The 26,323-nt window shown below is 69.8% G+C and carries 28 protein-coding genes, 1 tRNA gene, 1 pseudogene and 1 riboswitch; of the genes and pseudogenes, 20 read left to right on the forward strand and 10 right to left on the reverse strand.

Going from position 1 to position 26,323, the window contains the following annotated elements; translation table 11 throughout:
* Positions 1–363: 363 nt before the first annotated feature.
* Together AB0D74_RS16900 and AB0D74_RS16905 are read right to left on the reverse strand one after the other, a co-directional pair.
* Complete coding sequence (locus tag AB0D74_RS16900) at positions 364–948, reverse strand: isochorismatase family protein (RefSeq protein ID WP_362586402.1); 585 nt, start codon at positions 946–948, stop codon at positions 364–366.
* A gap of 148 nt (positions 949–1,096) precedes the next feature.
* Positions 1,097–2,443 (reverse strand): nicotinate phosphoribosyltransferase, encoded by a 1,347-nt coding sequence (locus AB0D74_RS16905; RefSeq protein WP_362586405.1) that lies wholly within the window; start codon positions 2,441–2,443, stop codon positions 1,097–1,099.
* Positions 2,444–2,582: 139 nt separating this feature from the next.
* Here AB0D74_RS16905 and clpS point away from each other — a divergent pair, with 139 nt between their 5' ends.
* The 9 genes from clpS (at position 2,583) to AB0D74_RS16950 (ending at position 10,554) form a co-directional block, all read left to right on the forward strand.
* Positions 2,583–2,900, forward strand: coding sequence for an ATP-dependent Clp protease adapter ClpS (gene clpS, locus AB0D74_RS16910; RefSeq protein WP_362586408.1), 318 nt, complete (start codon positions 2,583–2,585; stop codon positions 2,898–2,900).
* An 81-nt stretch (positions 2,901–2,981) separates the two neighbouring features.
* Positions 2,982–3,587 (forward strand): DUF2017 domain-containing protein, encoded by a 606-nt coding sequence (locus AB0D74_RS16915; RefSeq protein WP_362586411.1) that lies wholly within the window; start codon positions 2,982–2,984, stop codon positions 3,585–3,587.
* Positions 3,588–3,957: 370 nt separating this feature from the next.
* The gene (locus tag AB0D74_RS16920) at positions 3,958–5,406 is read left to right on the forward strand and encodes an amino acid permease (protein WP_362586414.1); all 1,449 of its coding nucleotides are present in this window, start codon (positions 3,958–3,960) and stop codon (positions 5,404–5,406) included.
* Between the two features lie 134 nt (positions 5,407–5,540).
* Positions 5,541–5,963, forward strand: coding sequence for a M67 family metallopeptidase (locus tag AB0D74_RS16925; protein ID WP_362586417.1), 423 nt, complete (start codon positions 5,541–5,543; stop codon positions 5,961–5,963).
* 237 nt (positions 5,964–6,200) lie between these two features.
* On the forward strand, positions 6,201–6,296 hold the full coding sequence (locus AB0D74_RS16930) for a putative leader peptide (protein ID WP_362586420.1): 96 nt from the start codon (positions 6,201–6,203) through the stop codon (positions 6,294–6,296).
* 88 nt (positions 6,297–6,384) lie between these two features.
* Positions 6,385–6,663: a MoaD/ThiS family protein gene (locus AB0D74_RS16935; protein WP_362586423.1), complete on the forward strand. Its 279-nt coding sequence runs from the start codon at positions 6,385–6,387 to the stop codon at positions 6,661–6,663.
* A 7-nt stretch (positions 6,664–6,670) separates the two neighbouring features.
* A complete protein-coding gene (locus AB0D74_RS16940) occupies positions 6,671–7,621 on the forward strand; it encodes a cysteine synthase (RefSeq protein WP_362586426.1) in 951 nt (316 codons plus the stop codon).
* A 245-nt stretch (positions 7,622–7,866) separates the two neighbouring features.
* Positions 7,867–9,939 carry a putative Ig domain-containing protein gene (locus tag AB0D74_RS16945; RefSeq protein WP_362586429.1) on the forward strand — a complete coding sequence of 691 codons (2,073 nt, stop codon included), beginning with the start codon at positions 7,867–7,869 and terminating at the stop codon, positions 9,937–9,939.
* Between the two features lie 135 nt (positions 9,940–10,074).
* Positions 10,075–10,554, forward strand: coding sequence for a hypothetical protein (locus AB0D74_RS16950; protein WP_362586432.1), 480 nt, complete (start codon positions 10,075–10,077; stop codon positions 10,552–10,554).
* A 39-nt stretch (positions 10,555–10,593) separates the two neighbouring features.
* Here AB0D74_RS16950 and AB0D74_RS16955 read toward each other — a convergent pair whose 3' ends face one another.
* Positions 10,594–11,049 carry a type II toxin-antitoxin system PemK/MazF family toxin gene (locus AB0D74_RS16955; protein WP_362586435.1) on the reverse strand — a complete coding sequence of 152 codons (456 nt, stop codon included), beginning with the start codon at positions 11,047–11,049 and terminating at the stop codon, positions 10,594–10,596.
* Positions 11,050–11,285: 236 nt separating this feature from the next.
* On the opposite strand from AB0D74_RS16955, the gene AB0D74_RS16960 reads away from it, so the two are divergent.
* A complete protein-coding gene (locus AB0D74_RS16960) occupies positions 11,286–12,038 on the forward strand; it encodes an MBL fold metallo-hydrolase (RefSeq protein ID WP_362586438.1) in 753 nt (250 codons plus the stop codon).
* 86 nt (positions 12,039–12,124) lie between these two features.
* Here the strand turns inward: AB0D74_RS16960 and AB0D74_RS16965 are convergent, their stop codons facing one another.
* Positions 12,125–13,372 (reverse strand): PTS transporter subunit EIIC, encoded by a 1,248-nt coding sequence (locus tag AB0D74_RS16965; protein ID WP_362586441.1) that lies wholly within the window; start codon positions 13,370–13,372, stop codon positions 12,125–12,127.
* A gap of 132 nt (positions 13,373–13,504) precedes the next feature.
* Positions 13,505–14,803: a PTS transporter subunit EIIC gene (locus AB0D74_RS16970; RefSeq protein WP_362586444.1), complete on the reverse strand. Its 1,299-nt coding sequence runs from the start codon at positions 14,801–14,803 to the stop codon at positions 13,505–13,507.
* 169 nt (positions 14,804–14,972) lie between these two features.
* On the opposite strand from AB0D74_RS16970, the gene AB0D74_RS16975 reads away from it, so the two are divergent.
* The 4 genes from AB0D74_RS16975 (at position 14,973) to rdgB (ending at position 17,210) form a co-directional block, all read left to right on the forward strand.
* Positions 14,973–15,206: a PTS glucose/sucrose transporter subunit IIB gene (locus AB0D74_RS16975; RefSeq protein ID WP_089106674.1), complete on the forward strand. Its 234-nt coding sequence runs from the start codon at positions 14,973–14,975 to the stop codon at positions 15,204–15,206.
* Positions 15,207–15,283: 77 nt separating this feature from the next.
* A complete protein-coding gene (gene rph / locus AB0D74_RS16980) occupies positions 15,284–16,021 on the forward strand; it encodes a ribonuclease PH (protein ID WP_362586448.1) in 738 nt (245 codons plus the stop codon).
* A 142-nt stretch (positions 16,022–16,163) separates the two neighbouring features.
* Positions 16,164–16,571, forward strand: a complete 408-nt coding sequence (locus tag AB0D74_RS16985; RefSeq protein WP_362586450.1) for a hypothetical protein — start codon at positions 16,164–16,166, stop codon at positions 16,569–16,571.
* A gap of 33 nt (positions 16,572–16,604) precedes the next feature.
* Complete coding sequence (rdgB, locus tag AB0D74_RS16990) at positions 16,605–17,210, forward strand: RdgB/HAM1 family non-canonical purine NTP pyrophosphatase (RefSeq protein ID WP_362586453.1); 606 nt, start codon at positions 16,605–16,607, stop codon at positions 17,208–17,210.
* Between the two features lie 41 nt (positions 17,211–17,251).
* On the opposite strand, the gene AB0D74_RS16995 is transcribed toward rdgB, so the two are convergent.
* The 4 genes and pseudogenes from AB0D74_RS16995 to bcp form a co-directional block, all read right to left on the reverse strand.
* A tRNA-Leu gene (locus AB0D74_RS16995) sits at positions 17,252–17,336 on the reverse strand.
* 52 nt (positions 17,337–17,388) lie between these two features.
* Positions 17,389–18,042: an HNH endonuclease gene (locus AB0D74_RS17000; protein ID WP_362586456.1), complete on the reverse strand. Its 654-nt coding sequence runs from the start codon at positions 18,040–18,042 to the stop codon at positions 17,389–17,391.
* Positions 18,039–18,455 (reverse strand): annotated as a pseudogene (locus AB0D74_RS17005) (HNH endonuclease signature motif containing protein); the annotation flags it as partial. The pseudogene AB0D74_RS17005 and the gene AB0D74_RS17000, both read right to left, overlap by 4 nt.
* Before the next feature lie 173 nt (positions 18,456–18,628).
* Positions 18,629–19,096 (reverse strand): thioredoxin-dependent thiol peroxidase, encoded by a 468-nt coding sequence (gene bcp / locus AB0D74_RS17010; RefSeq protein ID WP_362586459.1) that lies wholly within the window; start codon positions 19,094–19,096, stop codon positions 18,629–18,631.
* 96 nt (positions 19,097–19,192) lie between these two features.
* On the opposite strand from bcp, the gene AB0D74_RS17015 reads away from it, so the two are divergent.
* The 3 genes from AB0D74_RS17015 to AB0D74_RS17025 all read left to right on the forward strand — a co-directional run bounded on the left by AB0D74_RS17015 (position 19,193) and on the right by AB0D74_RS17025 (position 20,396).
* Positions 19,193–19,525: a DUF3618 domain-containing protein gene (locus AB0D74_RS17015; RefSeq protein WP_362586462.1), complete on the forward strand. Its 333-nt coding sequence runs from the start codon at positions 19,193–19,195 to the stop codon at positions 19,523–19,525.
* Between the two features lie 24 nt (positions 19,526–19,549).
* Positions 19,550–19,906, forward strand: coding sequence for a co-chaperone GroES (locus AB0D74_RS17020; RefSeq protein ID WP_362586465.1), 357 nt, complete (start codon positions 19,550–19,552; stop codon positions 19,904–19,906).
* A gap of 67 nt (positions 19,907–19,973) precedes the next feature.
* A riboswitch (guanidine-III (ykkC-III) riboswitch) is annotated at positions 19,974–20,042 on the forward strand.
* Between the two features lie 33 nt (positions 20,043–20,075).
* Complete coding sequence (locus tag AB0D74_RS17025; protein WP_362586468.1) at positions 20,076–20,396, forward strand: multidrug efflux SMR transporter; 321 nt, start codon at positions 20,076–20,078, stop codon at positions 20,394–20,396.
* A 20-nt stretch (positions 20,397–20,416) separates the two neighbouring features.
* On the opposite strand, the gene AB0D74_RS17030 is transcribed toward AB0D74_RS17025, so the two are convergent.
* Positions 20,417–22,741 carry a transglycosylase domain-containing protein gene (locus AB0D74_RS17030; protein WP_362586866.1) on the reverse strand — a complete coding sequence of 775 codons (2,325 nt, stop codon included), beginning with the start codon at positions 22,739–22,741 and terminating at the stop codon, positions 20,417–20,419.
* A gap of 836 nt (positions 22,742–23,577) precedes the next feature.
* Between AB0D74_RS17030 and AB0D74_RS17035 the strand changes: the two genes are divergently transcribed.
* From AB0D74_RS17035 to AB0D74_RS17045, 3 genes are all read left to right on the forward strand, one after another.
* Positions 23,578–24,363, forward strand: coding sequence for an ABC-2 family transporter protein (locus AB0D74_RS17035; protein WP_362586868.1), 786 nt, complete (start codon positions 23,578–23,580; stop codon positions 24,361–24,363).
* A 4-nt stretch (positions 24,364–24,367) separates the two neighbouring features.
* The gene (locus AB0D74_RS17040) at positions 24,368–25,171 is read left to right on the forward strand and encodes an ABC transporter permease (protein WP_362586471.1); all 804 of its coding nucleotides are present in this window, start codon (positions 24,368–24,370) and stop codon (positions 25,169–25,171) included.
* A 106-nt stretch (positions 25,172–25,277) separates the two neighbouring features.
* Complete coding sequence (locus AB0D74_RS17045; RefSeq protein ID WP_362586871.1) at positions 25,278–26,285, forward strand: ABC transporter ATP-binding protein; 1,008 nt, start codon at positions 25,278–25,280, stop codon at positions 26,283–26,285.
* The last annotated feature ends 38 nt before the right edge of the window (positions 26,286–26,323 follow it).

A 26,323-nucleotide genomic window follows, 5' to 3' on the forward strand; every position in this document is an offset into this window, starting at 1 on the left:
AACTGCGCGCCCAGCCCCCACCGGCCCGCAGGCACCCACCGGCCGGTCCGGCGCCGCCGAAATCCGCTGTCGTCGGGGAGCGCCGCTGCGGCGGGTAAAGGGTGACGGCGCTGAACGCTGAGCGGCGGGAGGGGCAGCCCACCTAGGGGCGCGGGGAACTGCGCGCCCAGCCCCCACCGGCCCGCAGGCACCCACCGGCCGGTCCGGCGCCGCCGAAATCCGCTGTCGTCGGGGAGCGCCGCTGCGGCGGGAAAGGGTGACGGGGCTGAATGCTGAGCGGCGGGAGGGCAGCCCACCCAGGGGTGCGGGGAACTGCGCGATCAGCCCCCGCCGGGCCGCAGGTGCCCGCCGGACGGGGAGGGGTCAGACCACGGGCTTGCCGGTGAGTTCTACGCCGGCTTCGCGGAGTTCTTCCAGGGCGCGTTCCGTGGTGGCCTCGGCCACGCCTGCTGTGAGGTCGAGGAGGACCTGGGTGCGGAAGCCCTCTCGCGCGGCGTCCAGGGCGGTAGCCCTCACGCAGTGGTCGGTCGCGATACCGACCACGTCGACCTCGTCGATCTTCCGCGCCCGCAGCCACTCCGCCAGCTCGACCCCGTTCTCGTCGACGCCCTCGAAGCCGCTGTACGCCGCGGAGTACGCCCCCTTGCTGAACACCGCGTCCACGGCCCCGGAGGCGACCGCAGGGGCGAAGTTCGGATGGAAGCCCACGCCCTCCGTGCCGGCGACACAGTGCGCCGGCCAGCTGCGGACGTAGTCCGGGTTGTCCGCGAAGTGGCCGCCCGGCGCGATGTGGTGGTCGCGGGTCGCCACCACGTGGCGGTAGCCGGCGGGCGCCTGCCCGATCAGCTCCGTGATCGCGGCGGCCACATCGGCCCCGCCGGCCACCGCGAGGCTGCCCCCCTCGCAGAAGTCGTTCTGCACATCGACGACGATCAAGGCGCGGCGCATGGTGGATGTCCTTCGCTATCGGTAGCGGGTCCGTCGACGGGGGAGACGCGGAAAGAAGGGGTGCGGGCCCGGCCTGAACCTCCGAGCGTAGAGACTTACGGGGGCGTAGGGGAGGGGGCTTTGCAGGGCGCGTACGCGGGCACCCGCTCTAGCTACCCGAGCGCCCCTGTACGTACTCCGTCGGAATGACCGGTTCCCCGCGCGAGAGCTGGGTCGCGGAGAGCGGCAGGTTCGCCCGTGCCGCCTGGTGCCGGGCCCGGGCCGCGTCCAGCGGCTCGCGGGCGACGACCTCGCCGGACTTCACCAGTTCCACCAGGAGCTGCCGGTCGACCAGACCGGCCGGGATCTCGCCGGTGCCGACCACCTCGGCCTCCGCCACCCCGTCGGCGTCCAGCCGCCGCGCCGCCCACTTGCGCCCCCCGACGGACGTCTTCCCGCCGGTCGACTTCTTGGCGACCGGTACCAGCGGCGCCTTCGGGTCGGCGGACTCGGCGCGCGCGACCAGCTTGTAGACCATGGAGCAGGTGGGGTGCCCGGAGCCGGTCACCAGCTGGGTGCCGACGCCGTACGCGTCCACCGGGGCAGCGGCGAGCGAGGCGATGGCGTACTCGTCGAGGTCGGAGGTGACGGTGATCCGGGTGTGCGCCGCGCCCAGCTCGTCCAGCTGCCGGCGCACCTGGTGCGCGACGAGGAGCAGGTCCCCGGAGTCGATGCGGACCGCGCCCAGCTCGGGCCCGGCCACCTCCACGGCCGTACGGACCGCCTCGGCGACGTCGTAGGTGTCGACGAGCAGGGTGGTGCCCCGGCCCAGCGAGTCGACCTGGGCGCGGAAGGCGTCCCGCTCGTGGTCGTGGAGCAGGGTGAAGGCGTGGGCGCTCGTCCCCACCGTCGGGATGCCGTAGCGGAACCCGGCCGCGAGGTCGGACGTGGTGGCGAAGCCGCCGACGTAGGCGGCGCGGGAGGCGGCGACGGCGGCCAGCTCGTGGGTGCGGCGGGCGCCCATCTCGATCAGCGGGCGGTCCCCGGCGGCCGAGGACATCCGGGAGGCGGCGGCTGCGATGGCGGAGTCGTGGTTGAGGATGGAGAGGATCACGGTCTCCAGCAGCACGCACTCGGCGAAGGACCCCTCGACCCGCATGATCGGCGAGCCCGGGAAGTAGACCTCGCCCTCGGGGTAGCCCCAGATGTCGCCGCTGAAGCGGTAGCCGGCGAGCCACTCCAGGGTCGGCCCGTCGACGATGTTCCGCTCCGCCAGGAAGTCGAGGACGTCCGTGTCGAAGCGGAAGTTCTCGACCGCGTCCAGGACGCGTCCGGTGCCCGCCACGACGCCGTAGCGGCGCCCTTCCGGCAGCCGCCGGGTGAAGACCTCGAAGACGCTGCGCCGCTCGGCCGTACCGGCCTTCAGGGCGGCCTGCAACATCGTCAGCTCGTACTGGTCCGTGAAGAGCGCCGTCGACGGGACGTCCACCGGCAGCCCAAGGTCCGCTACATCCACGACAGCTCTCCTAGCTTTGACTCCCGGGGTGTCCCCAGGCCGGCCGGGGGTTCGGGGGGTGTCCCCCGATGTATGCAGCATGACGACAGATGCTACACCCCTTCGCGTCAGTGTGACGATTTGTGGGGCCCGTGGCAGCATGGGCCTTGTGACGTCACCCGCTCCCGTAGAGATCGAACGCACCGAGTCGGCGGAGGAGACTTTCGCCGTCCCCGAGCCCGACGTCCCGTGGATCACGCTTGTGCACAACGATCCCGTCAACCTCATGAGCTACGTGACGTACGTGTTCCAGACGTACTTCGGCTATCCCAAGGACAAGGCCACCAAGCTCATGCTGGACGTCCACCACAAGGGCCGCGCGGTCGTCTCCAGCGGCAGCCGCGAGGAGATGGAGCGCGACGTGCAGGCGATGCACGGCTACGGCCTGTGGGCCACCCTCCAGCAGGACCGGAAGTAGCGCCCCCCCCTTCTCCGCCCGGCCCCGCCCGGCCCCGACCGGCTCCTCCTCGATCAGCTCCGGAAGCAGCGAATCCACTCCATGCCAGGAATCTTCGAACCGCTCCCCGGCGGCGGCGCGGCCGTCGCGCTCGACGACGTCGAGATCTCCATCATCCGGTCGCTGGCCGTCCAGCTCCTGGAGCTCATCGGTCCGGGCCCCGCCGAGGACGCCCCCGACGACCCGCTCGCCGAGCTCTTCGCCGAGGGCCCGAGCGAGGCGCCCGCCGACCCCGTGCTGCGCCGGCTCTTCCCGGACGCCTACGGGGACCCGGAGCGGCTCCCGCAGTCCCCGGAGGCGGCCGAGGAGCAGCAGGCGCACTCCGCCGAGTTCCGCCGCTACACCGAGAACGACCTCAGGGCAGGCAAGCGGGAGACCGCCCTCGCGGTGATCCGCTCCCTCGACGCCCTCGCGCCGGGGGAGAAGGGTGAGGCCGTCCTGAAGCTGACGCCCGCGGAGTCCCGGCAGTGGCTCGGCGCCCTCACCGACCTGCGCCTCGCGATCGGCTGCCGCCTCGACATCACCGACGAGGACGACACCGACCTCCTCTACCGGCTCCCGGACGAGGACCCGCGCAAGCCGATGGTGATGGCGTACCTGTGGCTCGGCGGTCTCCAGGAGACCCTGGTCGCGACCCTTATGCCGTAGTACACCCCGATTTCCTGCCGGTTGCGCGTTCGCTCAGAGGACGCTCAAATCCGGATAACGATCCCGTCACCGTTGCGGCCTGGTATGACCTTTTCGGTCGCGTTTTGTCCGCTTCTTCCAGTGGTGTGCGCCACAATCCCTCTCGGCGGAACCCGGTGATCAGTGTTGCGCCCGTGATAAATCTTCACGACCGCCCGGCGAGCACCACCCACGTGCACGCCGGGTGCGCCACCGAACCGGCCACCACCGGTCAGGCCTAGCGGACCCGGGGAAGCCCGAGCCCGCTCGCTCCAGCAATCCGGGGGGATCGAAACCCGATCCGAGGCCGACGAGAGGCCCGGGTCGGCATGGAGAAAGGCGCACACCACACATGACCTCCGCTCAGGTCGACACGTCGGGGAGTTCCGCGAACTCCCCGGAAGGCTCCGAAGAGGGGTACGAGCGCGGGCTCGGCAGCCGCCAGGTCCAGATGATCGCCATCGGCGGCGCCATCGGCGTCGGGCTCTTCCTGGGCGCCGGGGCGAACATCGCCAAGGCCGGCCCCAGCCTCATCCTGATGTACGCCCTCGCCGGCGGCATCATCTTCTTCATCATGCGGGCCCTCGGCGAGCTCCTGCTCTACCGCCCGGTCTCCGGCTCCTTCGCCGAGTACTCCCGGGAGTTCCTCGGCCCGTTCTTCGGCTACTTCACCGGCTGGACGTACTGGCTGATGTGGGTCGTCACCGGCATGGCCGAGCTGACGGCCGCCGCGATCTACGTGAACTACTGGTTCCCGCAGGTCCCGCAGTGGGTGACGGCCCTGGTCTTCCTGGTGGTCCTCTTCGGGGTCAACCTGATCTCCGTGAAGGTCTTCGGAGAGCTGGAGTTCTGGTTCTCCATGGTCAAGGTCACCGCCCTGATCGGCATGATCGTGATCGGCCTCGGCGTCCTCACCTTCGGCTTCAGCTCCGCCGGTGACACCGCGTCGGTCGCGAACCTCTACCAGTTCGACGGCTTCTTCCCCAAGGGCGTCGGCTCCTCCCTGATGACCCTCCAGGGCGTCATGTTCGCCTACCTCGCGGTCGAGCTGGTCGGCGTCACCGCCGGCGAGTCCGAGAACCCCGAGAAGACCCTCCCCAAGGCGATCAACACCCTCCCCTGGCGCATCGCCCTCTTCTACGTCGGCGCGCTCACGGTGATCCTCTGCGTCGTGAAGTGGACGGAGTTCGCCCCGGGCGTCTCGCCGTTCGTCGCCGCCTTCGCGAAGATCGGCATCCCGGCCGGCGCCGGCATCGTCAACTTCGTCGTGCTGACCGCCGCCCTGTCCTCCTGCAACTCCGGCATGTACTCCACGGGCCGCATGCTGCGGAACCTGGCCGACAGCGGCGAGGCCCCGGCCGCGTTCCGCAAGCTGTCCGCGTCGAAGACCCCGGCGTTCGGCATCACCGTCTCGGTCCTCTTCATGGGCATCGGCGTGATCCTCAACTACGTCGTCCCGGAGAAGGCGTTCGGCTACGTCACCTCGGTGGCCACCGCGGCCGGCATCTGGACCTGGCTGATGATCCTGATCAGCCACGTCCTCTACCGCCGCGCGGTCGACGCGGGCCGCCTGCCGGCCTCCTCCTTCCCGGCCCCCGGCGGCGCCAAGTGCAGCTGGATCGCCATCGCCTTCCTCCTCTTCGTCACCTGCCTGATCGCGTACGACGGCGACTCCCGGGTCTGCCTGTACGTGATGGCCGGCTGGGCCGCCGCGCTCGGCGTGGGCTGGCTGGTCCTGAAGAACCGCAACCCCGAGGTCGCCGAGCGCCGTGAGCCGGCACCGCTGGAGAAGGTGAACTGACCAACCCCTCCGGGACGCCCGCCGCGGGGAGCACTCGTGGCGCTCCCCTGCGGCAGCCGCTCAGGGCGTCCGGCATCCGGGCCGTCCCGTACCAGCCTTCGGTACGGGGCGGCCCCTTGCTTATCCTGGCCAGCATGCTGACCATCACCCAGGCCCTCGTCGACCAGATCGTCGCCCACGCGCGCAAGGACCACCCGGACGAGGCGTGCGGTGTCGTCGCCGGGCCGGCGGGCTCCGACCGCCCCGAGCGCTTCATCCCCATGCTCAACGCGGCGATGTCCCCGACGTTCTACGAGTTCGACTCCGGCGACCTGCTCAGGCTCTACCGCGAGATGGACGACCGCGACGAGGAGCCGGTGGTCGTCTACCACTCCCACACGGCCACGGAGGCGTACCCGTCCCGGACGGACATCTCGTACGCCAACGAGCCCGGCGCCCACTACGTCCTCGTCTCCACCGCCGACACCGACGGCCTCGGCGACTTCCAGTTCCGCTCGTACCGCATCGTGGACGGCGAGGTGACGGAGGAGGAGGTCAGGATCGTCGAGGCGTACTAGGTCTTTCGCCGCTCACCAGAATCTTTCTCCGCCGCAGCGCCGCTCGGCCACGACGGCGGATTCCGGCGGTGCCGGACCGGCCGGTGGGCACCTGCGGGCCGGTGGGGGCCGGTCGCGCAGTTCCCCGTGCCCCTTCACGTCGGCCGGCGGGACCCTCGTCTCAAAGTGCGGTCAGAATCCGTCCAGCATTCGGAATCACACTCCGGAACCGGTACCGGGAATCGATACGATGACCCCATGGTTCTGAAGGACGTGAGCGAGAGGGCGCCGGGCAGCATGCTCGTGGCGCGGCTGCACGTCGACCTGTGCAGGCTGAACAGCGCCATCTGTTGACGTTTCCCTGCCGCCGTACGGCCGTGAGCCGCGGCGTGCTGCTGTGCGCGCCCAACCATCCCAGACTTCCCGACAGGAGCCCGCGATCATGGCCATCGAGGTCCGCATCCCGACCATCCTCCGCCAGTACACCGACGGTCAGAAGGCGGTGGAGGGCAGCGGTGAGACCATCGCCGACCTCTTCAACGACCTCGAGACCCGGCACGCCGGCATCCACGCCCGCATCGTGGACGACGGCAAGCTGCGCCGCTTCGTCAACGTGTACCTGAACGACGAGGACGTCCGCTTCGTCGACGGCATCAACACCAAGCTCTCCGACGGCGACACCGTGACGATCCTGCCGGCCGTCGCCGGCGGCATGGCCTGAGATCGGCATGCGCTACGACTCCCCGTTGGCCGCGGTCGGCAACACCCCCCTGGTGCGCCTGCCGCGGCTCTCGCCGTCCGCCGACGTCCGGATCTGGGCCAAGCTGGAGGACCGCAACCCGACCGGCTCGGTCAAGGACCGTCCCGCCCTGCACATGATCGAGCAGGCGGAGAAGGACGGCCGGCTGACCCCGGGCTGCACCATCCTGGAGCCGACCTCGGGCAACACCGGCATCTCGCTCGCCATGGCGGCCAAGCTCAAGGGCTACCGCATGGTCTGCGTGATGCCCGAGAACACCTCGCAGGAGCGGCGGGACCTGCTGGGGATGTGGGGCGCGGAGATCATCTCCAGCCCGGCCGCGGGCGGTTCCAACACCGCCGTACGCGTGGCGAAGGAGCTGTCCGCCGAGCACCCGGACTGGGTGATGCTCTACCAGTACGGCAACCCGGACAACGCCGGTGCGCACTACGCGACGACCGGCCCGGAGATCCTCGCCGACCTGCCGTCCGTCACGCACTTCGTGGCCGGGCTCGGGACCACCGGCACGCTGATGGGCGTCGGGCGGTACCTGCGCGAGCACAAGCCCGACGTGAAGATCGTCGCCGCCGAACCCCGGTACGACGACCTCGTGTACGGGCTGAGGAACCTCGACGAGGGCTTCGTACCCGAGCTGTACGACGCCTCCGTGCTCACCACCCGCTACTCGGTCGGCTCCGCGGACGCCGTGACCCGGACCCGGGACCTGCTCCAGCAGGAGGGCATCTTCGCGGGCATCTCCACCGGCGCCGCGCTGCACGCCGCGATCGGCGTGGGGAACAAGGCCGTACAGGCCGGCGAGAGCGCGGACATCGTGTTCGTCGTCGCCGACGGCGGCTGGAAGTACCTGTCGACCGGCGTGTACACCGCCGCCACGACCGAGGAAGCCATCGAGACCCTTCAGGGTCAGCTCTGGGCATAGCGCTCATCATGTACGCGCCAAACCCCCTCTATGAGGGGGCTAAGCGCTGCCTATGGCGATGCAAAGATCTTCGTCCGGGGGAACCGGTCCCCGGCGAACCCGGCTAGGTTCCTCACCGTCCTGTCATGCCACGCTCATCGGCATCCCAGGGTGTTCGAAGTGTCATGCTCATGACGCCGCACTCTGCCGCCGCTACGCGCGTCACGGGCCTGCCTTGTAACCCCACCGATGGAGGCAGTACCCCCATGCGTGAATCACGACGGAGCCTGCGAAGACTTCTGGCCTTCGCCTTCCCCGCCCTCGCCCTCGCCGTCTCCGGATTCGTCGCGGCACCGGCCGCGCAGGCACAGGCGCACACCACCACCCCCCAGGTCAGCGCCCAGACCACCCGGGCCACCCAGAACTCCAAGGCCCTCACCGACCCCGCCCGGCAGGCCGTGCACAGCACCGGCAAGGCCGGGCAGAAGGTGCCCACCAAGCACCTGTGCGCCACCGTCTCCAAGCCCGGTGAGGTCAACTGCTTCGCGCAGCGCCGCACCGACATCAAGCAGCAGCTGTCCTCCGCGCTCGCCGCCGCCCCCTCCGGCCTGAGCCCGACCAACCTGCACAGCGCCTACAACCTGCCCTCCACGGGCGGTTCCGGCCTGACGGTCGCCGTGGTCGACGCCTACAACGACCCGAACGCCGCCTCGGACCTCGCGACCTACCGCTCGCAGTACGGCCTGTCGGCGTGCACCGTCGCCAACGGCTGCTTCAAGCAGGTCAGCCAGACCGGTTCGACGACCTCGCTGCCGACGAACGACTCCGGCTGGGCCGGCGAGGAAGCGCTCGACATCGACATGGTCAGCGCCGTCTGCCCGAACTGCAACATCATCCTCGTCGAGGCCAGCTCGGCCACCGACTCCGACCTCGGCACCGCCGAGAACGAGGCCGTCGCGCTCGGCGCCAAGTTCGTCTCCAACAGCTGGGGCGGCTCCGAGTCCTCCTCCCAGACCAGCGAGGACACCTCGTACTTCAAGCACCCGGGTGTCGCGATCACCGTCTCCGCCGGTGACGAGGACTACGGCGCCGAGTACCCGGCGACCTCCCAGTACGTGACCGCCGTCGGCGGCACCGCGCTCTCCACCTCCTCCTCCACCCGCGGCTGGACCGAGTCCGTGTGGAAGACCAGCTCCTCCGAGGGCACCGGCTCCGGCTGCTCCTCCTACGACGCGAAGCCGAGCTGGCAGACCGACACCGGCTGCACCAAGCGCATGGAGTCCGACGTCTCCGCGGTCGCCGACCCGGCCACCGGCGTGGCCGTCTACGACACCTACGGCGGCTCCGGCTGGGCGGTCTACGGCGGTACGAGTGCCTCCTCGCCGATCATCGCCGGCGTCTACGCCCTCGCGGGCACCCCGGGCTCCAGCGACTACCCGGCGAAGTACCCGTACTCGCACACCGGCAACCTGTACGACGTCACCAGCGGCAACAACGGCTCCTGCTCGACGTCGTACTTCTGCACCGCCGGCACCGGCTACGACGGCCCGACCGGCTGGGGCACCCCGAACGGCACCACCGCCTTCGCCTCCGGCACCAGCACGGGCAACACCGTGACCGTCACCAACCCCGGCAGCCAGTCCACCGCGACCGGCAGCTCGGTCAGCCTGCAGATCTCGGCCTCCGACAGCGCGGGCGCCACCCTCACCTACAGCGCCTCCGGCCTGCCCACCGGCCTGTCCATCTCCAGCTCCACCGGCCTGATCTCCGGCACGGCGTCCACCGCGGGCACCTACAGCGCCACCGTCACCGCGACCGACTCCACCGGCGCCTCCGGCTCGGCCTCCTTCACCTGGACCGTCAGCACCAGCGGCGGCGGCACCTGCACCTCCTCGCAGCTGCTGGGCAACCCGGGCTTCGAGTCGGGCAACACGACCTGGACCGCGAGCAGCGGTGTCATCACCAGCGACAGCGGTGAGGCGGCCCACGCCGGCTCCTACAAGGCATGGCTCGACGGCTACGGTTCGACCCACACCGACACGCTGTCCCAGTCGGTGACGATCCCGTCCGGCTGCACCGCCACCACGTTCACCTTCTACCTGCACATCGACACGGCCGAGACCACCACCAGCACCCAGTACGACAAGCTGACCGTCACCGCCGGTTCGACCACGCTGGCCACGTACTCCAACCTCAACGCGGCCTCCGGGTACGTGCAGAAGTCCTTCAGCCTCGGGTCCTACGCGGGCTCGACCGTCACCCTGAAGTTCAGCGGTGTCGAGGACTCCTCGCTCCAGACCAGCTTCGTCGTCGACGACACCGCCGTCACGACCGGCTGATCCCGCCCGTGAGCTGATCAGGTGAACTGACCGGATCCCGCACCCGGAAGCCGTCCGGGTGCGGGATCCGTACGAGGGGCGGATACGTCATATCGGCATCCAGGGTCCGTTCCCCGACGGAAAGGCGGACACCTCATGCGCCGTACGACGTTCCACCGCGCGTCGCTCGCCGCGGCGAGCCTGCTCCTGCTGGCGGGCTGCGGCTCGCAGAGCGGGGGCGACAACAGCGGGGGCAAGGGCAGCGGCACGGTGTCCGCCTCGCCGGGCACGAGCTCGCCCGGCGCACCCGCCACCCGCTGCGTCAGTGCCGGCGAACTCACCGCCGCGGACAACGGCAGCACCTACTGCATGGCGGTCGGCGGACAGCTCCGGCTCAGCCTCGACGGCACCGGACAGCGCCCCTGGAAGGCCGTCACCGCCAGCGGCTCCGCGCTGCGCGCCACCAACGCCGGGATCGTGCTCCAGCCGGGCGACGCCTCCGCCGCCTACGACGCGGTCGCCGCCGGCACCGTCACCCTCTCCTCCACCCGCCCCCTGTGCGCCCAGCCCACCGCGCCCGGCGGCGTCTCCTGCAAGGGCATCCAGGAGTGGCGGGTCACCGTCAAGGTGAGCTGAACCCGCCCCGCGCGCCCTACGGAACCCGCCCCGCGCGCCCTACGCCAGGTGCCGCACCTGGTCCCACAGCACCGGGTCGACCACGCCCACCCGGCGCCGGAACTCCCACAGCGCGATCTCCCGCAGCTCGTCCGTCTCCAGGAAGCTCGGCCGGCCCTGGGCGTCCCCGACCGAGCCCGGCGGCAGCGGGATCACCCCGGCGCGCTCGTCGTGGTACTTGCTGGTGATCTTCGCGATCGTCGCCCGGTTGCCGTGCACGGCCAGCACCAGGCAGGGCCGGTCCTTGGCGCCGGGACCGTCCTCGTAGGGCACGTTGGCCCACCAGATGTCCCCCGGGTGGGGCCGCCCGGTCTGCGGGTGCGTGCCGCGCGGATGTCCGGGAGGGCGGGTGCGGTGCCCGCGCGGCCGGTGTCCCCTGCCCCAGCCGTCGACGAGCGTGGCGACCAGCGCCAGCAGAACGACTGCCGCGAGCGCGAGCCACCAAGACGTGTCCATACGACGACGTTACCGGCGCGAGATAATCAATGCGCGCCCTTGCGCAATCCTCATACGCCCCCGGTCCAGCCGAACCGGTGACACCACAGGTGAGTTCGCCCACAACGGCCCCTGGCAGAGGAGCGACCGGCTCTTTTGCGCCTTACGCTCGACAAACCGCACGACCCCCGTCATGCCCTTTTCCCGACTCCGGTTCCCAGTGCGTCTGGGTTTCCGCCAACGGAGGTTTCTGCTTCATGAAGCTCACCGTCGTCGGCTGCTCGGGGTCGTTCCCGTCCGCGGAATCGGCCTGCTCGAGCTACCTCGTAGAGGCCGACGGCTTCCGGCTGCTCCTCGACATGGGCAACGGCGCCCTGGGCGAGCTGCAGCGCCACTGCGGTCTCTACGACCTCGACGCGATCTTCCTGAGCCATCTGCACGCCGACCACTGCATCGACATGTGCGCCTACTTCGTGGCGCGCTACTACCGCCACGACGGCGGACCGTGCCCCCCGATCCCGGTCTACGGCCCCGAGGGCACCGAGCACCGCCTCACCACCGCCTACGCCGACACGCCCACCGCCTCCTCGATGAGCGAGGTCTTCGACTTCCACACGGTCAAGCCGTCCACGTTCGACGTCGGCCCGTTCACGGTCCACACCGAGCGGGTCCGGCATCCCGTGGAGGCGTACGGCATCCGCGTCGAGCACGCCGGGAAGTCCCTGACGTACTCCGGCGACACCGGCGTCACCCCGGCACTGGAGGACCTGGCCCGGGACACCGACCTGTTCCTGTGCGAGGCCGCCTTCACGCACGGCAAGGAGAACATCCCGGACCTGCACCTCAACGGCCGCGAGGCCGGCGAGACCGCGGCCCGGGCCGCCGCCCGCCGCCTGGTCCTCACCCACATCCCGCCGTGGACCGACCCCGCCGTCAACCTCGCCCACGCCCGCGAGGCCTTCGACGGCCCGGTGGATCTCGCGGCGCCGCGCGCGACGTACGAGATCTGACGCACGTACGGCGTTCAGGGCCGTACGACGGGGAAGGCCCCCGCAGCCGCCGGGCTGCGGGGGCCTTCGCCACACCGTGGAGGGACTCACGCCTTCGTGAGGTCCTCGATCTCCTCCTCGGGCTCGCGGCCCGGGGTGGGGAGGTTGAAGCGGACGATGGCGAAGCGGAAGACGAAGTAGTAGACCGCTCCGAAGACCAGGCCGATCGGGATGATCAGCCAGGGCTTGGTCGCCAGGTTCCAGTTGAGTATGTAGTCGATGACGCCCGCGGAGAAGGTGAAGCCCGCGTGCACCCCGAGCGCCCAGGTGATCGCCATCGACAGGGCGGTGAGCACCGCGTGGATCGCGTACAGCAGCGGCGCGATGAACATGAAGGTGAACTCGATCGGCTCGGTCACACCGGTCACGAAGGAGGTCAGCGCCATCGACAGCATCATGCCCATGACGGCAGCGCGGCGCTCCGGGCGGGCGGTGTGCGCGATGGCCAGGGCGGCGGCCGGGAGGCCGAACATCATGATGGGGAAGAAGCCGGACATGAACTGACCGGCCGTCGGGTCACCGGCGAAGAAGCGGGTGAGGTCGCCGTGGACGATCGTGCCGGACGCCGTCTTGTAGTCGCCGATCTGGAACCAGGAGACGGTGTTCACGAACTGGTGCATGCCGACCGGGATCAGCGCACGGTTGATCAGGCCGAACAGACCGGCACCGAGGGCGCCGAGGCCGGTGATCCACTTGCCGAAGTCGGAGATGCCGTCGCCGACGGGCTTCCAGATCAGGCCGAAGAAGACACCCATGATCGTGCCGACGAAGGCCATGATGATCGGGACGAGCCGGCGGCCGTTGAAGAAGCCGAGCCAGTCCACCAGCCTGGTCCGGTGGAAGCGCTGCCAGACCACCGCGCTGAGCAGACCCATCACCAGGCCGCCGAGCACACCGGGGTTGTTGTAGGTCGCCGCGATGTCCGCGCCCGCCTGGACCTTGGCGTCGGTGACGGGGAACGCGGTGAGGACGTTCTTGTAGACGAGGAAGCCGACGAGCGCGGCGAGTGCGGTGGAGCCGTCCGCCTTCTTGGCGAAGCCGATCGCGACACCGACGCAGAACAGCAGCGGGAGGTTGTCGAAGATCGCGCCACCCGCGGTGGCGAACACCGCCGTGACCTTGTCCGGCAGATGCAGCTTGTCATGGATGTCCTGCTGACCGAAGCGGAGCAGCAGGCCCGCGGCCGGCAGCACGGCGATCGGCAGCTGAAGGCTGCGGCCGATCTTCTGCAGACCCTGGAAAAGACCGGATCCCCACTTCTTTGTGGGGGCCGCCGTCGCGGTGGCGGTTGTCATACTTCCTCCATCGGTGGTGGTCTACACCACTCAGTGGTGTAGACCTGTTGTACACGATGGGGGCGATATAAGGAACCCGTCAATTCCGCAACCGGAGCGCTACGCGGTGTATGTCATTCGGCCACAGCCCGCTCAGGCCCCGGTGACGTCCTCCACCTCCTCCTCCGGCTCCCTGCCCGGGGTCTTCAGGTCGAACCGCGTGATGGCGAACCGGAAGATCGCGTAGTAGACCGCCGCGAAGCACAGCCCGATCGGCACGATCGCCCAAGGCCGCGTCGCCAGCTTCCAGTTGATGACGTAGTCGATGAGCCCCGCCGAGAAACTGAACCCGTCGTGCACCCCGAGACCCCACGTCACCGCCATCGACACCCCCGTCAGCACCGCGTGCACCCCGTACAGCAGCGGCGCGACGAACATGAACGAGTACTCCAGCGGCTCCGTGATGCCCGTCACGAACGACGTCAGCGCCACCGACAGCATCAGGCCGCCGACCTCCTTGCGCCGGTGCGGCCTCGCGCAGTGCGTGATGGCCAGCGCGGCGGCCGGCAGCGCGAACATCATGACCGGGAAGAACCCCGACGTGAACTGACCCGCGTCCGGATCACCCGCCAGGAACATGTTGATGTCCCCGTGCACCGTCTGCCCGCCCGGCGTGGTGTAACTGCCGAACTGGAACCAGAGGGGCACGTTCAGGAACTGGTGCAGCCCCACCACCAGCAACGCCCGGTTCGCGAGCCCGAACACCCCCGCACCCCACGCCCCCGCGTCCCGCAGCCAGTGGCTGAAACTCTCCAGACCGCCACCGATCGGCGGCCACACCCACAGGCACAGCGCGGCGAACGCGATGGCCACGAACGACATGATGATCGGCACCAGCCGCCGCCCGTTGAAGAACCCCAGCCAGTCCACCAGCCTCGTCCGGTGGTACCGCGCCCAGAAGAACGCGGTCAGCAGCCCCAGCGCGATCCCGCCGAACACCCCGGGATTCTGGAACGTGAACGTCGACACCGACCCGTCCCGCACCTGGCACCCGATCCCCGGCACCGTCCTCGACCCACCCGGACAGTCCTCCGGGAACTGGTGCAGCACCCCGTAATAGACGAGAAAGCCCGCCACCGCCGCCAGCGCCGTCGAACCGTCCGCCTTCCGCGCCATCCCGATCGCGACCCCGACGCAGAACAGCAACGGCAGCCCGACCGAACCGTCGAGCAGCGCCCCGCCCGCCCCCTTCATCACCTTCGAGACCGCGGTCCAGCCCAGCCCCTGGTCCCCGAACACGTCCGGCTGGCCCAGCCGGTTCAGGATCCCCGCCGCCGGCAGCACCGCGATCGGCAGCTGCAGACTCCGGCCCATCTTCTGCAACCCCTGGAACAGGGAGTGCCACCGCTCCCGCGCGGGACCCACCGCACTGCCGGCACTCTCGGCACTCACGGGCGCCTCCTCCGGGGTTTGTCGACCGCCCACCAGCTGGTGTAGACCAGTCGGCAGACGGTTCCGCCGCGCTGCTCGCCATCATTCGGCACACGCGGTACGGCCGCTCGCAAAGATGGGCCAACTGTGGGTTACTGCGACAAAGCGGTTCGGATCAGGGAGAAAGAACATGGCCAGCAAGGCTGAGAAGATCGTCGCCGGCCTCGGCGGAATCGAGAACATCGACGAGATCGAAGGCTGCATCACCCGGCTGCGCACCGAGGTCCACGACGCCTCGCTGGTCGACGATGCCGCCCTCAAGGCCGCCGGCGCCCACGGCGTCGTCAAGATGGGCACCGCCATCCAGGTCGTCATCGGCACCGACGCCGACCCGATCGCCGCGGAGATCGAAGACATGATGTGAGCCACCCGCTCACCCGAGAAGGGGCTCTTCCCGCCGTGGGAAGAGCCCCTTCCCGCGCTCCGGATAGGCTCATCGCCATGTCTCGAATCGACGGCCGCACCCCCGAACAACTCCGCCCGGTCACCATCGAACGCGGCTGGAGCAAGCACGCCGAGGGCTCCGTCCTCGTCTCCTTCGGCGACACCAAGGTCTTCTGCACCGCCTCCGTCACCGAAGGCGTCCCCCGCTGGCGCAAGGGCAGCGGCGAAGGCTGGGTCACCGCGGAATACGCCATGCTCCCCCGCGCCACCAACACCCGCGGCGACCGCGAGTCCGTCAAGGGCAAGATCGGCGGTCGCACCCACGAGATCTCCCGCCTCATCGGCCGCTCCCTGCGCGCCGTCATCGACTACAAGGCCCTCGGCGAGAACACCATCGTCCTCGACTGCGACGTCCTCCAGGCCGACGGCGGCACCCGCACCGCCGCCATCACCGGCTCGTACGTCGCCCTCGCCGACGCCATCACCTGGGCCAGGGAACGCAAGCTCGTCAAGGCCGGCCGCCAGCCCCTGACCGGCACCGTCTCGGCCGTCTCCGTCGGCATCGTCGGCGGAGTCCCGCTCCTGGACCTCTGCTACGAGGAGGACGTCAAGGCCGAGACCGACATGAACGTCGTCTGCACCGGCGACGGCCGCTTCGTCGAGGTCCAGGGCACCGCCGAGGCCGAGCCCTTCGCCCGCGACGAACTCAACGCCCTCCTCGACCTCGCCGTCGCCGGCTGCACCGACCTGGCCACGATCCAGCAGGCGGCGCTCGACGAGGCCCTCGGGAAGTAGCGGCGACAGAAGTAAAGGGAAGGGAAAAACCCGAGGTACGACGGGGCAACCCCGGCGGCCCACCCCGCGTCCCTATCCATACGGGCGCACGGCATGTACAACCGTGCGCCCGGCCAGCCGTACCACGGGGAGGGACACCACCATGGCCGCCAGCCGACGCCGAGGACGCCGTCGCGTCACCACCATCGCCGCCGCAACCGCGACCGCCGCACTCACCGCCGCCCTCCTGGCCGGCTGCGACTCGGTCAGCACGGCACTGGACTGCGTCCGCACCGCCGACTCCATCGCCGACAGCGTCACCGCACTCCAGCAGGCCGTGGAGAACGCCGCGAACGACCCCACCCGCACCGAGGCCTCCCTCGACTCCATCCAGCAGAACCTCGGGAAGATCGGCGACAAGACCGACGACGCCGACGTCAACAAGGCGGTCGACCACCTCCAGCAGGCCGTCGACAACGTCCGCACGGCCGTCAGGAACGGCGACTCCACCCCCGACGTCACCCCGGTCACCGACGCGGCCGGCGAACTGACCAAGGTCTGCACGCCGTAAGGCACCGCCCCGGCCCTTGCGATACTGCTGGCCATGACGACCCGCCTGATCCTCGCCACCCGCAACGCCGGAAAGATCACCGAGCTGCACTCGATCCTCGCGGAGGCGGGGCTGCCCCACGAACTGGTGGGCGCCGACGCGTTCCCCGACATCCCCGACGTCAAGGAAACCGGCGTCACCTTCGCCGAGAACGCGCTGCTGAAGGCCCACGCCCTCGCCCAGGCCACCGGCCTCCCCGCCGTCGCCGACGACTCCGGCCTCTGCGTCGACGTCCTGAACGGCGCCCCCGGCATCTTCTCCGCCCGCTGGGCCGGCCGCCACGGCGACGACAAGGCCAACCTCGACCTCCTCCTCGCCCAGCTCTCCGACATCGCCGACGAACACCGCGCCGCCCACTTCGCCTGCGCAGCGGCCCTCGCGCTGCCCGACGGCACGGAACGCGTCGTCGAGGGCCAACTCCGGGGCACCCTGCGCCACACCCCCACCGGCACAAACGGCTTCGGCTACGACCCCATCCTCCAGCCGGACGGCGAGTCACGAACCTGCGCCGAACTGACCCCCACCGAAAAGAACGCAATCAGCCACCGGGGCAAGGCATTCCGGGCGTTGGTGCCGGTGGTGCGGGAGCTGTTGGGCTGAGAACGGGAGAGGGGCCGCCCGTGAAGGTGGCCCCTCGTATGTGCGGTCGGTGGGACTCGAACCCACACGGGATTTCTCCCACGGGCACCTAAAACCCGCGCGTATCGCCTATTTCGCCACGACCGCCCCAAAACGGACATTTCTGGAGCTGCCGTTTTGCTTGGCCCAGTGTACGGGGCTATGCCTTTCTTCGTGAGCCTCCTCGGCACCAGGTGCTCGTGACCGCATGGCAGTTCGGGCACAGCAATTGCAGGTTCTCCTGCCGGTCGTCAATCCAGTCTCCGTTGATGTGATCGACCTCCAGGGTCATGGGCCTCCCGAGCCACTCGGAACCCACTCCGCATTCGGCGCACACCGTCGGCACGCCGATGTCCCGAAGAGCCCGACGTAACAGCACGGTCCTCGTCCGGCGCGAGCCGTCGTGCTTGACCAGGATGTCCTCCGGACGCTTGACCTTGTCCGGGCGGCTCTTTCCGCGCGAATGCGCCTGCCCGAGGAGGTGCGCGGTGGATAGCCCTTCCTCGGTGATCCAGTGGCGGAGCAGTGTGCGCTGAGTGCTGGTATCCGGGCGCCGCAACAGGCGCAGTACCCCGGAGATGGAGACCGACCCGGTCACCGCCGCGCGCAACTCGTCGGCCCCGGGGCGTGGTTGCCGGCCGGAGTCAAGGAAGTGCGAGATGTCGATTCCGAAGTGGGCGAAGCGCTTGCGGAGGTAGCGATCGAGTTTGGCGTAGGGGTCGCTGCCGAAGTGGGCGATCACGGCATCGATGCTGGAGCACAGCCGGGCAGCCTCCTCCAGCCGTTCACGGGTGTACCGCACGCCGCAGCTCATGCCGAGCCACCCTGGGTGCGGCCTTTGCCTCGCCCTCGATAGCTGTCCGTGGTGGAGTGGCAGTTGGGGCAGAGCAGGCGCAGGTTCTGGATGCGGTTGTCGCGCCAGTTGCCGTCGAAGTGGTCGACCTCCAGCGGGAGTGGGTGACCTCGCCAGACTGCATCGGTACCGCACTGGGCGCAGCGCTCCGGTACGCCCATCGCCGTCATTGCCCACCTGAGCCGGTCGCTCGGAATGCGGCGGGCGCGGTCCTCCGACTGCTCGATGAGCAGCCCTTCGGGGGTTCGCGGACGCCACGGCTTGCCCTGCCGAGTCGGCAGCTGGAAGTGCGACGTGTCGATCCCGTACGCCTTGACCCGTCGACTGATGTGCGTGTGATGCCCGCCGACCACCTCCAGCCCCAGCCTCCGCAGCGCCTCCGACAACGTCCGTGCCCCCCCCCGAGCCCCCTCCGCCTCCGGCTGCGTGTTCGCAGTCCGTACGGAGTAACGAACAGGTTGTCGGAGGGTCACGTACGGGTATGGGAAACGGCTCGCGTCCGGAGGGTTCCGGTGCGAGCCGTCTGTGGGGGTGCGTCAGGGGGTGGTCAGATGCCCAGGTCCTTGATGATTTTGGCTACGTGGCCGGTGGCGCGGACGTTGTAGAGGGCCTTTTCCACCTTGCCCTGCTCGTCGACGATGATCGTGGAGCGGATGACGCCCAGGTAGGTCTTGCCGTAGTTCATCTTCTCGCCGAAGGCGCCGTACGCGTCGAGGACCTTCTTGTCGGGGTCGGCGAGGAGGGTGACCTTGAGGTTCTCCTTCTCGCGGAACTTGCCGAGTTTCGCGGGGGCGTCGGGGGAGATGCCGAGGACGTCGTAGCCGGCGTCGGCGAGGAGGGTGAGGTTGTCGGTGAAGTCGCAGGCCTGCTTCGTGCAGCCGGGGGTGAGCGCGGCCGGGTAGAAGTAGACGATGACCTTGCGGCCCTTGTGGGCGGAAAGGGACACCTCGTTGCCGTCGGCGTCGGGAAGGGTGAAGTCGGGGGCTACGTCCCCGGGCTGGAGTCGCTCGCTCATCGGTCTAGCGTAACGGGGGGTCCTGACCGTGCGGCGGCGGCGAGAGCTGACAGACTGTCCGGAACAGGCAGTACGGCAGACTTCGGAGGGCCTACGGTGGCGGAGACGTCGGACACCAGAACCCCGGCGCAGATCGAGGCGGACATCAAGCGCCGCCGCGAGGTGCTGGCCGAGACGCTGGACGAGATCGGGGTGCGGGTGCACCCGAAGACCATCGTCGGCGATGCGAAGGCCAAGGTGGCGGCCAACGTCGATCACACGCTCGGGAGGGCCTACGTCCAGGTCAACCGGGTCGTGAGCGAGGTACGGGCCCAGTTCGTGGACGAAGAGGGCGCGCCGCGACTGGAGCGGGTGGTGCCGGTCGCCCTCGTCGCCGCGGGCGTGGTCGGGCTGCTGGTCTTCAGCGGTACCCGGCGCCGTAAGAGCTGATCAGAGGCGGGTAGGTTCACAGGCGTGAGCGCCAAGAGAGACGAGCAGAGCAGCCAGCACGACAAGCTGCCCATCCGGATGCTGCACGACCGGGTCCTGGTCAAGCAGGACACCGGGGAGGGCGAGCGCCGGTCGGGCGGGGGCATCCTGATCCCCGCCACGGCGGCCGTCGGGCGCCGGCTGGCCTGGGCCGCGGTGGTCGCGGTCGGGCAGAACGTGCGGACGGTGGAGCCCGGCGACCGGGTGCTGTACGACCCGGAGGACCGTGCCGAGGTCGAGGTGCGGGGGGTGGCCTACGTGCTGATGCGGGAGCGCGATCTGCACGCGGTGGCCGCCGACCGGTTCGAGGGCTCGGAGGACTCGACCGGCCTGTATCTCTGATACCGCTGATTCAGAGGCTTGGAGGGGCCTGGTGACTGTGGTCACCAGGCCTCTTTGTCGTTTCTTTGCTATGTTCGAAGGAGCCAGCCCGACGAGACGCGCCGTACCGGGACCGTGAAGGCAAAGACGACGCACCCCGGTTGTACAGAAACGTCTCGGAGGTGCCGTCATGGCCTGGGTTCTGCTTGTCGTCGCCGGTCTGCTGGAGGTCGGCTGGTCGGTGGGGATGAAGTACACGGACGGGTTCACCCGGCCCCTGCCCAGCCTGCTCACCGGCGGTGGGATCGTCGCCAGCATGCTGCTGCTGTCCTACGCCGCGAGGACGCTCCCCATCGGTACCGCCTACGGCGTGTGGGTGGGGATCGGGGCGGCCGGGGCGGCGGTGGTCGGCATGGTGGTGCTGGGGGAGCCTGCCACCGCCGCCCGGATCTTCTTCGTGTGCCTGCTGCTGGTCGCCGTGGTCGGTCTCAAGGCGACCAGCGGCCACTGACCGGAGTCAGTGGCCGACGGTCATTGGACGAACCCGAACCCGCCTCCGTCGCCCGCCGTGGTGCCGGTACTGGTGCCGGTGTCGGTGCCCGAGGTCGTCGTGCCGGTACTGGTGCCGCCGGTCGTGGTGCCGGTGGAGGTTCCGGAGTCCGTTCCCGAGGTGGTCGTACCGGAGTCGGTGCCGGAGGTCGTCGTACCGGACGTGGTCGAGCCGTCGGTGGTGGACCCGTCCGTCGTGGAACCGTCGGTGGTGCCGGCGGTGGTGGAGCCGTCCGTCGTGCCGCCGTTGTCCTGGCCGCCGTCGGTGGTGCCGCCGTTGTCCTGGTTCCCGCCGGTGGTGCCGCCGTTGTCCTGGCCACCGGTGCCCGGGGTGGCCGTGCTCCGGGTGGGCGGGGCCACGGTCTCGGCGCCGGCCTGGAGGTTCAGGTCGAAGTCGGCGGCCGTGGTGCCCTTCAGGGCGTCCTTGGTGTACTGCGCCCAGATCTCGGTCGGGGCCCCGCCGCCGTTGATCCGCTCCAGGCCGAGCGCGCCGTAGAGCGACTTGTGGGCGGCCGTGACCGGGTCCTGGCCCATCACGGAGACGACGGTGGACAGGTCCGGGGTGTAGCCCGCGAACCAGGCGGCGGTGTCCTCCTCGGCGGTGCCGGTCTTGCCGGCGGCCGGGCGGCCCGCGGCCTGCGCGGCGGTGGCGGTGCCGTTGTCGACCACGCTCTGCAGGATGGAGGTGGTGGTGTCGGCGGCCTGCCGGCTGACGGCCTGGGTGGTCTTGGACTCCGGCAGCTTGATGTCCTGGGTGCCGTCCCTGGTGACCTTGTCGACCATCGTGTACGTGCCGTGCTTGCCGTGGTTGGCGAGCGTGGCGTAGGCCTCCGCCATGTCGAGGACGCTGGCGGTGGCGGTGCCGAGGGCGATCGACGGGTACGGCTGGAGGTCCTTGGTGTCGGCGGGGATGCCCAGGCCGACGGCGGTCTGCTTGACCTTGGACGGGCCGACGTCGACGGCCATCTGCGCGTACACCGAGTTCACGGAGAGGTCGGTGGCCTTGCGGACGGTGATCTGGCCGTACGACTTCTCGTCCTCGTTCTCCGGCGCGTAGGCGCCGCCGGGCCAGCCCTGGACGGTGCGCTTGTTGGTGCCGTCGTAGTAGGTGTTCGGGGTGATGGTCTGCCCGGACTGGGTGGTGGAGCCGTTGTCGACGGCGGAGGCGAAGACGAAGGGCTTGAAGGTGGAGCCGACCTGGAAGTCACCGCGGGTCGCGCCGTTGGTGTACTGCTTCACGTAGTCGATGCCGCCGTACATGGCGACGACCTTGCCGGTCTTCGGGTCGACGGAGGCGCCGCCGGCCCGCACGTAGCTGTCGACCTTGTTGTTCTTGCTCAGCTTCGACATCAGCTTGTCGTCGACGGCCTTGACGAAGGCGTTCTGCCGGTTCTTCTGGAGGGTGGTGGTGATGCGGTAGCCGCCGGCCTCCAGGGCGTCCGAGTCGACGATCTTGTTCTTGATCAGGTAGTCGTTGACCGCGTTGACGATGTAGCCGCGCTGTCCGGACATGCCGGTGGAGACGGTCTGCTGCTTGGGCATCGGGAACTTCATGCCGGTCCGCTTGGACTCGGTGAGCCAGCCCTTCTTGACCATGCCGTCGAGGACGTAGTTCCAGCGGGCGACCGCCGCCGCCTTGTTCTCGGGGTGGGCGACGACGTCGTACTCGCTCGGCGCGTTGACGAGCGCGGCGAGGTAGGCGGCGCGGGCCGGGTCGAGGTCGATGGCGTCCACGCCGTAGTAGGCCTGGGCGGCGGCCTGGATGCCGTAGGCGTTGCGGCCGAAGTAGCTGGTGTTGAGGTAGCCCTCGAGGATCTGGGCCTTGGACTCGCTGCGGTCCAGCTTGATCGAGATGAAGAACTCCTTCACCTTGCGGGTGACGGTCTGCTCCTGGGCGAGGTAGTAGTTCTTCACGTACTGCTGGGTGATCGTGGAGCCGGACTGGGTGCCCTTGCCGGTCGCGGTGTTCCAGCCGGCGCGCAGCATCGCCTTGGGGTCGACGGCGGACTCGGTGTAGAAGTCGCGGTCCTCCGCGGCGAGCACGGCGTGCTGGGCGTCCGCGGAGACCTGGGAGAGGTCCACGTTCTCCCGGTTGACCTCGCCGTCGCGGGCGAGCTGGGAGCCGTCGGCGTACAGGTACACGTTGGACTGCTTGGTGGCGAACGTGTTGGCGGCCGGGATGTTCACCATCGAGTAGCCGACGAAGAACAGGCCGATCACCAGCAGTACCCCGAGCACGAAGGTGCCGAGCACCATCCGCCAGGTCGGGATGATCCGCCGCCATCCGGTGCGCTTGGGCCGCTTCATCTTCTTTCCGCCCCCCGTCGTCTGCACGCCGGCCGCGGGCGGCTCCGTGCCGGGCGGTTCCGCCGCGGGCGGTGCGACCGCGGCGAGTGCCTCCGCCTTCGGCGGCCTGACCGCGGCGAGCTGCCGTGTCTCGGTGTCCTGCCCGCCCTGCGTGCGTTGCGTGTGCTGCGTGCTCTGCCTCTGCTGTGCGTCCTGTCCGTCCTGCGGGTTCTGCCCGTCCTGCGGGTCCGGTCTGTCCTCGGCCGCCGCCGCCGGTCGTGCCTTCGGCACTCTGACCGCGGCGAGCTGCCGCGTCTGCGTGTCCTCGGCGGCCGGCCGCCGCTCCGCCCTCGCCTGCCCGGCCGCCGTGGCCGGCTTCGTCCCGGACGGCTCCGCGCCGGAGGGTTCCGCTCCGGACGGTTCCGCGCGGGGCGGTTCCGTTCCGGCCGGTTCCGCTTCGGACGGTTCCGTCCGGGACGGCTCCGGCGTCGTCCTCTCGGCCGCCGCGGGCGGCTCCGGCTGCTTCGTCCCGGCCGTCGGCTGCGCCGGGGTCTTCTTCTCCTCGGCCGCAGCCGGCGGCTCCGTCGGGCCTCCGCCGCCCTGGTTCGGCTGTTGCGGCTGCGGCTCGTCGCTCATGTCGTGCACGGACTCCTGTTTCGCGTCGTACATTCGTTCCCGTACGACCTCGTACGCTTCTGCGCCCCCTGTTGAAGACTCTCGCACCGCGCGTTCCGTTCCCGGATTCCGGCACGCTTCGGTCACGGAAATTGCGTGGCCTGCGATGTCGCCGGCGCAGTAGGCTCCTGCGCTTCGGTGTCGGGCGGTCCGGGAGGTCGGTTGGCGTGGGCGCGGGACGGTTGTACACAGCCGTCGCGGCGGGGGGTTTCAGACGGTACGCGACGTACCGGGCCGCCACCGCCGCCGGGGTGTTCACGAACACCGCCTTCGGGATCATCCTCGTCTACACCTACTTGGCGCTGTGGGACGAGAAACCGCACCTCGGAGGCTATGACCAGGCACAGGCGGTGACCTATGTGTGGCTCGGGCAGTGCCTGTACGCGACGCTCGCGATCCAGGGCGGGGGCGTCGAAAAAGACCTGATGGAGCGTATCCGCACCGGCGCGATCGCGATCGACCTGTACCGTCCGGCCGATCTTCAAATGTGGTGGCTGGCGACCGACTTGGGCCGCTCGCTGTTCCAGATGCTGGGGCGGGGCGTGATCCCCTTCCTGGTCGGCGCGGCGTTCTTCCCGATGGCGCTGCCCACGGACGCCGGCACCTGGGCCGCCTTCCTGGTCGCGCTGCTCCTCGCGATGCTCGTCAGCTTCGGCATCCGCTACCTGGTCGCGCTGAGCGCGTTCTGGCTGATGGACGGGATGGGCGTCAACCAGGTGCTGATGATCACGGGGATCTTCTTCTCGGGCATGACCCTGCCGCTGAACGTCTTCCCGGGCGCCTTCGGCGAGGTCGCCCGTGTCCTGCCGTGGGCGGCGCAGATCCAGATGCCGGCGGACGTACTGCTGGGCGAGACGGGCGCGGCGGGGGCGCTCGCCTTCCAGGCCGGGTGGGCGGTGGTGCTGCTGGCGGCGGGCCGGCTGCTGCAGTCGGCGGCGACACGACGGGTGGTGGTGCAGGGTGGGTGAGCGCATGCGGGACGGTCTGCGGGCGTACCGGCTGATCGCCGCGATGTGGATCCGCTCCACGATGATCTACCGCACGTCCTTCGCCATCACCATGGCCGGGAACCTGCTGGTCACCGGGCTGGACTTCGCCACGATCCTGCTGATGTTCTCGCAGGTCGACTCGCTCGGCGGCTGGTCGCTGCCCGAGGTCTGTTTCCTGTACGGGCTGTCGGCGACCGCGTTCGGGGTGGCCGACCTGGTGCTGGGCTCGATGGACGTGCTGGGCGCCCGGATCCGCGACGGCTCCTTCGACACGCTGCTGGTCCGGCCGGCCCCGGTGCTCGCCCAGATAGGAGCGGACCACTTCGCGCCGCGCCGCCTCGGCCGGATCACCCAGGGCGCGGTGGTGCTGGGCTGGGCGCTGGTCTCCGTGGACGTCGTGTGGACGCCGGCGAAGGTGCTGCTGGTCCCGCTGATGCTGGCGGGCGGCGCGGCGATCTTCTGCGCGCTGTTCGTGGCGGGCGCGGCCTTCCAGTTCCTGGCGCAGGACGCGGCGGAGGTGCAGAACGCGTTCACGTACGGCGGTACGACGCTGCTCCAGTACCCGCCGACGGTGTTCGGGAAGGACTTCGTGCGCGGGGTGACGTTCATGCTGCCGCTGGCCTTCGTCAACTGGGTGCCGGCCGCGTACGTGCTGGGGCGGCCGTATCCGCTGCGGCTGCCGGCGTGGACGGCCTGGTCGACACCGCTGGTGGCGGCGGCGTGCTGCGTGCTGGCGGGCCTGGCATGGCGGGCCGGCCTCAGGTCGTATCGAAGTACGGGGAGCTGATCCGATGCCGGACGTGTCCGACGAGGCCAACGAGGTCGACGAGGCCAACGAGAACGACGAGGTCAACGAGAACGACAAGGCCGGAGGGGCCGGTGAGGTGGACGGGATGGACGAGGTCGACGAGGTGTTCATCCAGGTCGACGGGGTCGAGAAGGTCTTCGAGGTCCGGAAGAAGACCGGCTTCCTGAAACGGGAACGCCGGGAGGTACGGGCGGTCGACTCGCTCTCCTTCACGGTGGCGCGGGGCGAGATGGTCGGCTACATCGGCCCGAACGGCGCCGGGAAGTCGACCACGATCAAGATGCTGACGGGCATCCTCACCCCGAGCGGCGGCCGGCTCCGGGTGGCCGGCATCGACCCGTCCCGCGAACGCACCCGCCTGGCCCACCGCATCGGCGTGGTCTTCGGGCAGCGGACGACCCTGTGGTGGGACCTCCCCCTCATCGACTCCTACCGCCTGATGCACCGCATGTACCGCATCCCCGACGCCCGTTACCGCGAGAACCTGGACCGCCTGGTCGAACTCCTCTCCCTGGAAACCCTCCTGGACGTCCCGGTACGACAACTCTCCCTGGGCCAGCGGATGCGCGGTGACATCGTGGCCGCACTCCTGCACGACCCGGACGTCCTCTACCTCGACGAACCGACGATCGGCCTGGACGTCATCTCCAAGGCCAGGGTCCGCGACTTCCTCCGCGAACTGAACACCGAACACGGCACCACGGTCCTGCTCACCACCCACGACCTCCAGGACATCGAGCAGTTGTGCTCCCGGGTGATGGTCATCGACCACGGGCGGCTGGTGTACGACGGTCCGCTCGCCGGCCTGCACGAGGCGGGGGAGAGCGAGCGCACCCTCGTGGTCGACCTGGAGCGGGAGCTCCCGCCGATCGACGCCGGGCCGGCCGCCCGGGTGGTGAGGGTGGAGGGGCCGAGGCAGTGGCTGGCGTTCCCGGCGTCGGAGTCGGCGGCGCCGCTGGTGGCGCGGATCGCGGCGGAGTACCCGTTGGCCGACCTGTCGGTCCGGGAGCCGGACATCGAGGCGGTGATCGCGAAGATGCTGTATTCCATGGGGGACACCCCCAAATCCCCGCCGGACCGGGCCACCGCATAGTGGAGGCAGCACCCGTGGTCCCCGGCGCCGGGAACTCG

This window comes from Streptomyces sp. NPDC048278, from assembly GCF_040652195.1.
Classification (GTDB): domain Bacteria; phylum Actinomycetota; class Actinomycetes; order Streptomycetales; family Streptomycetaceae; genus Streptomyces.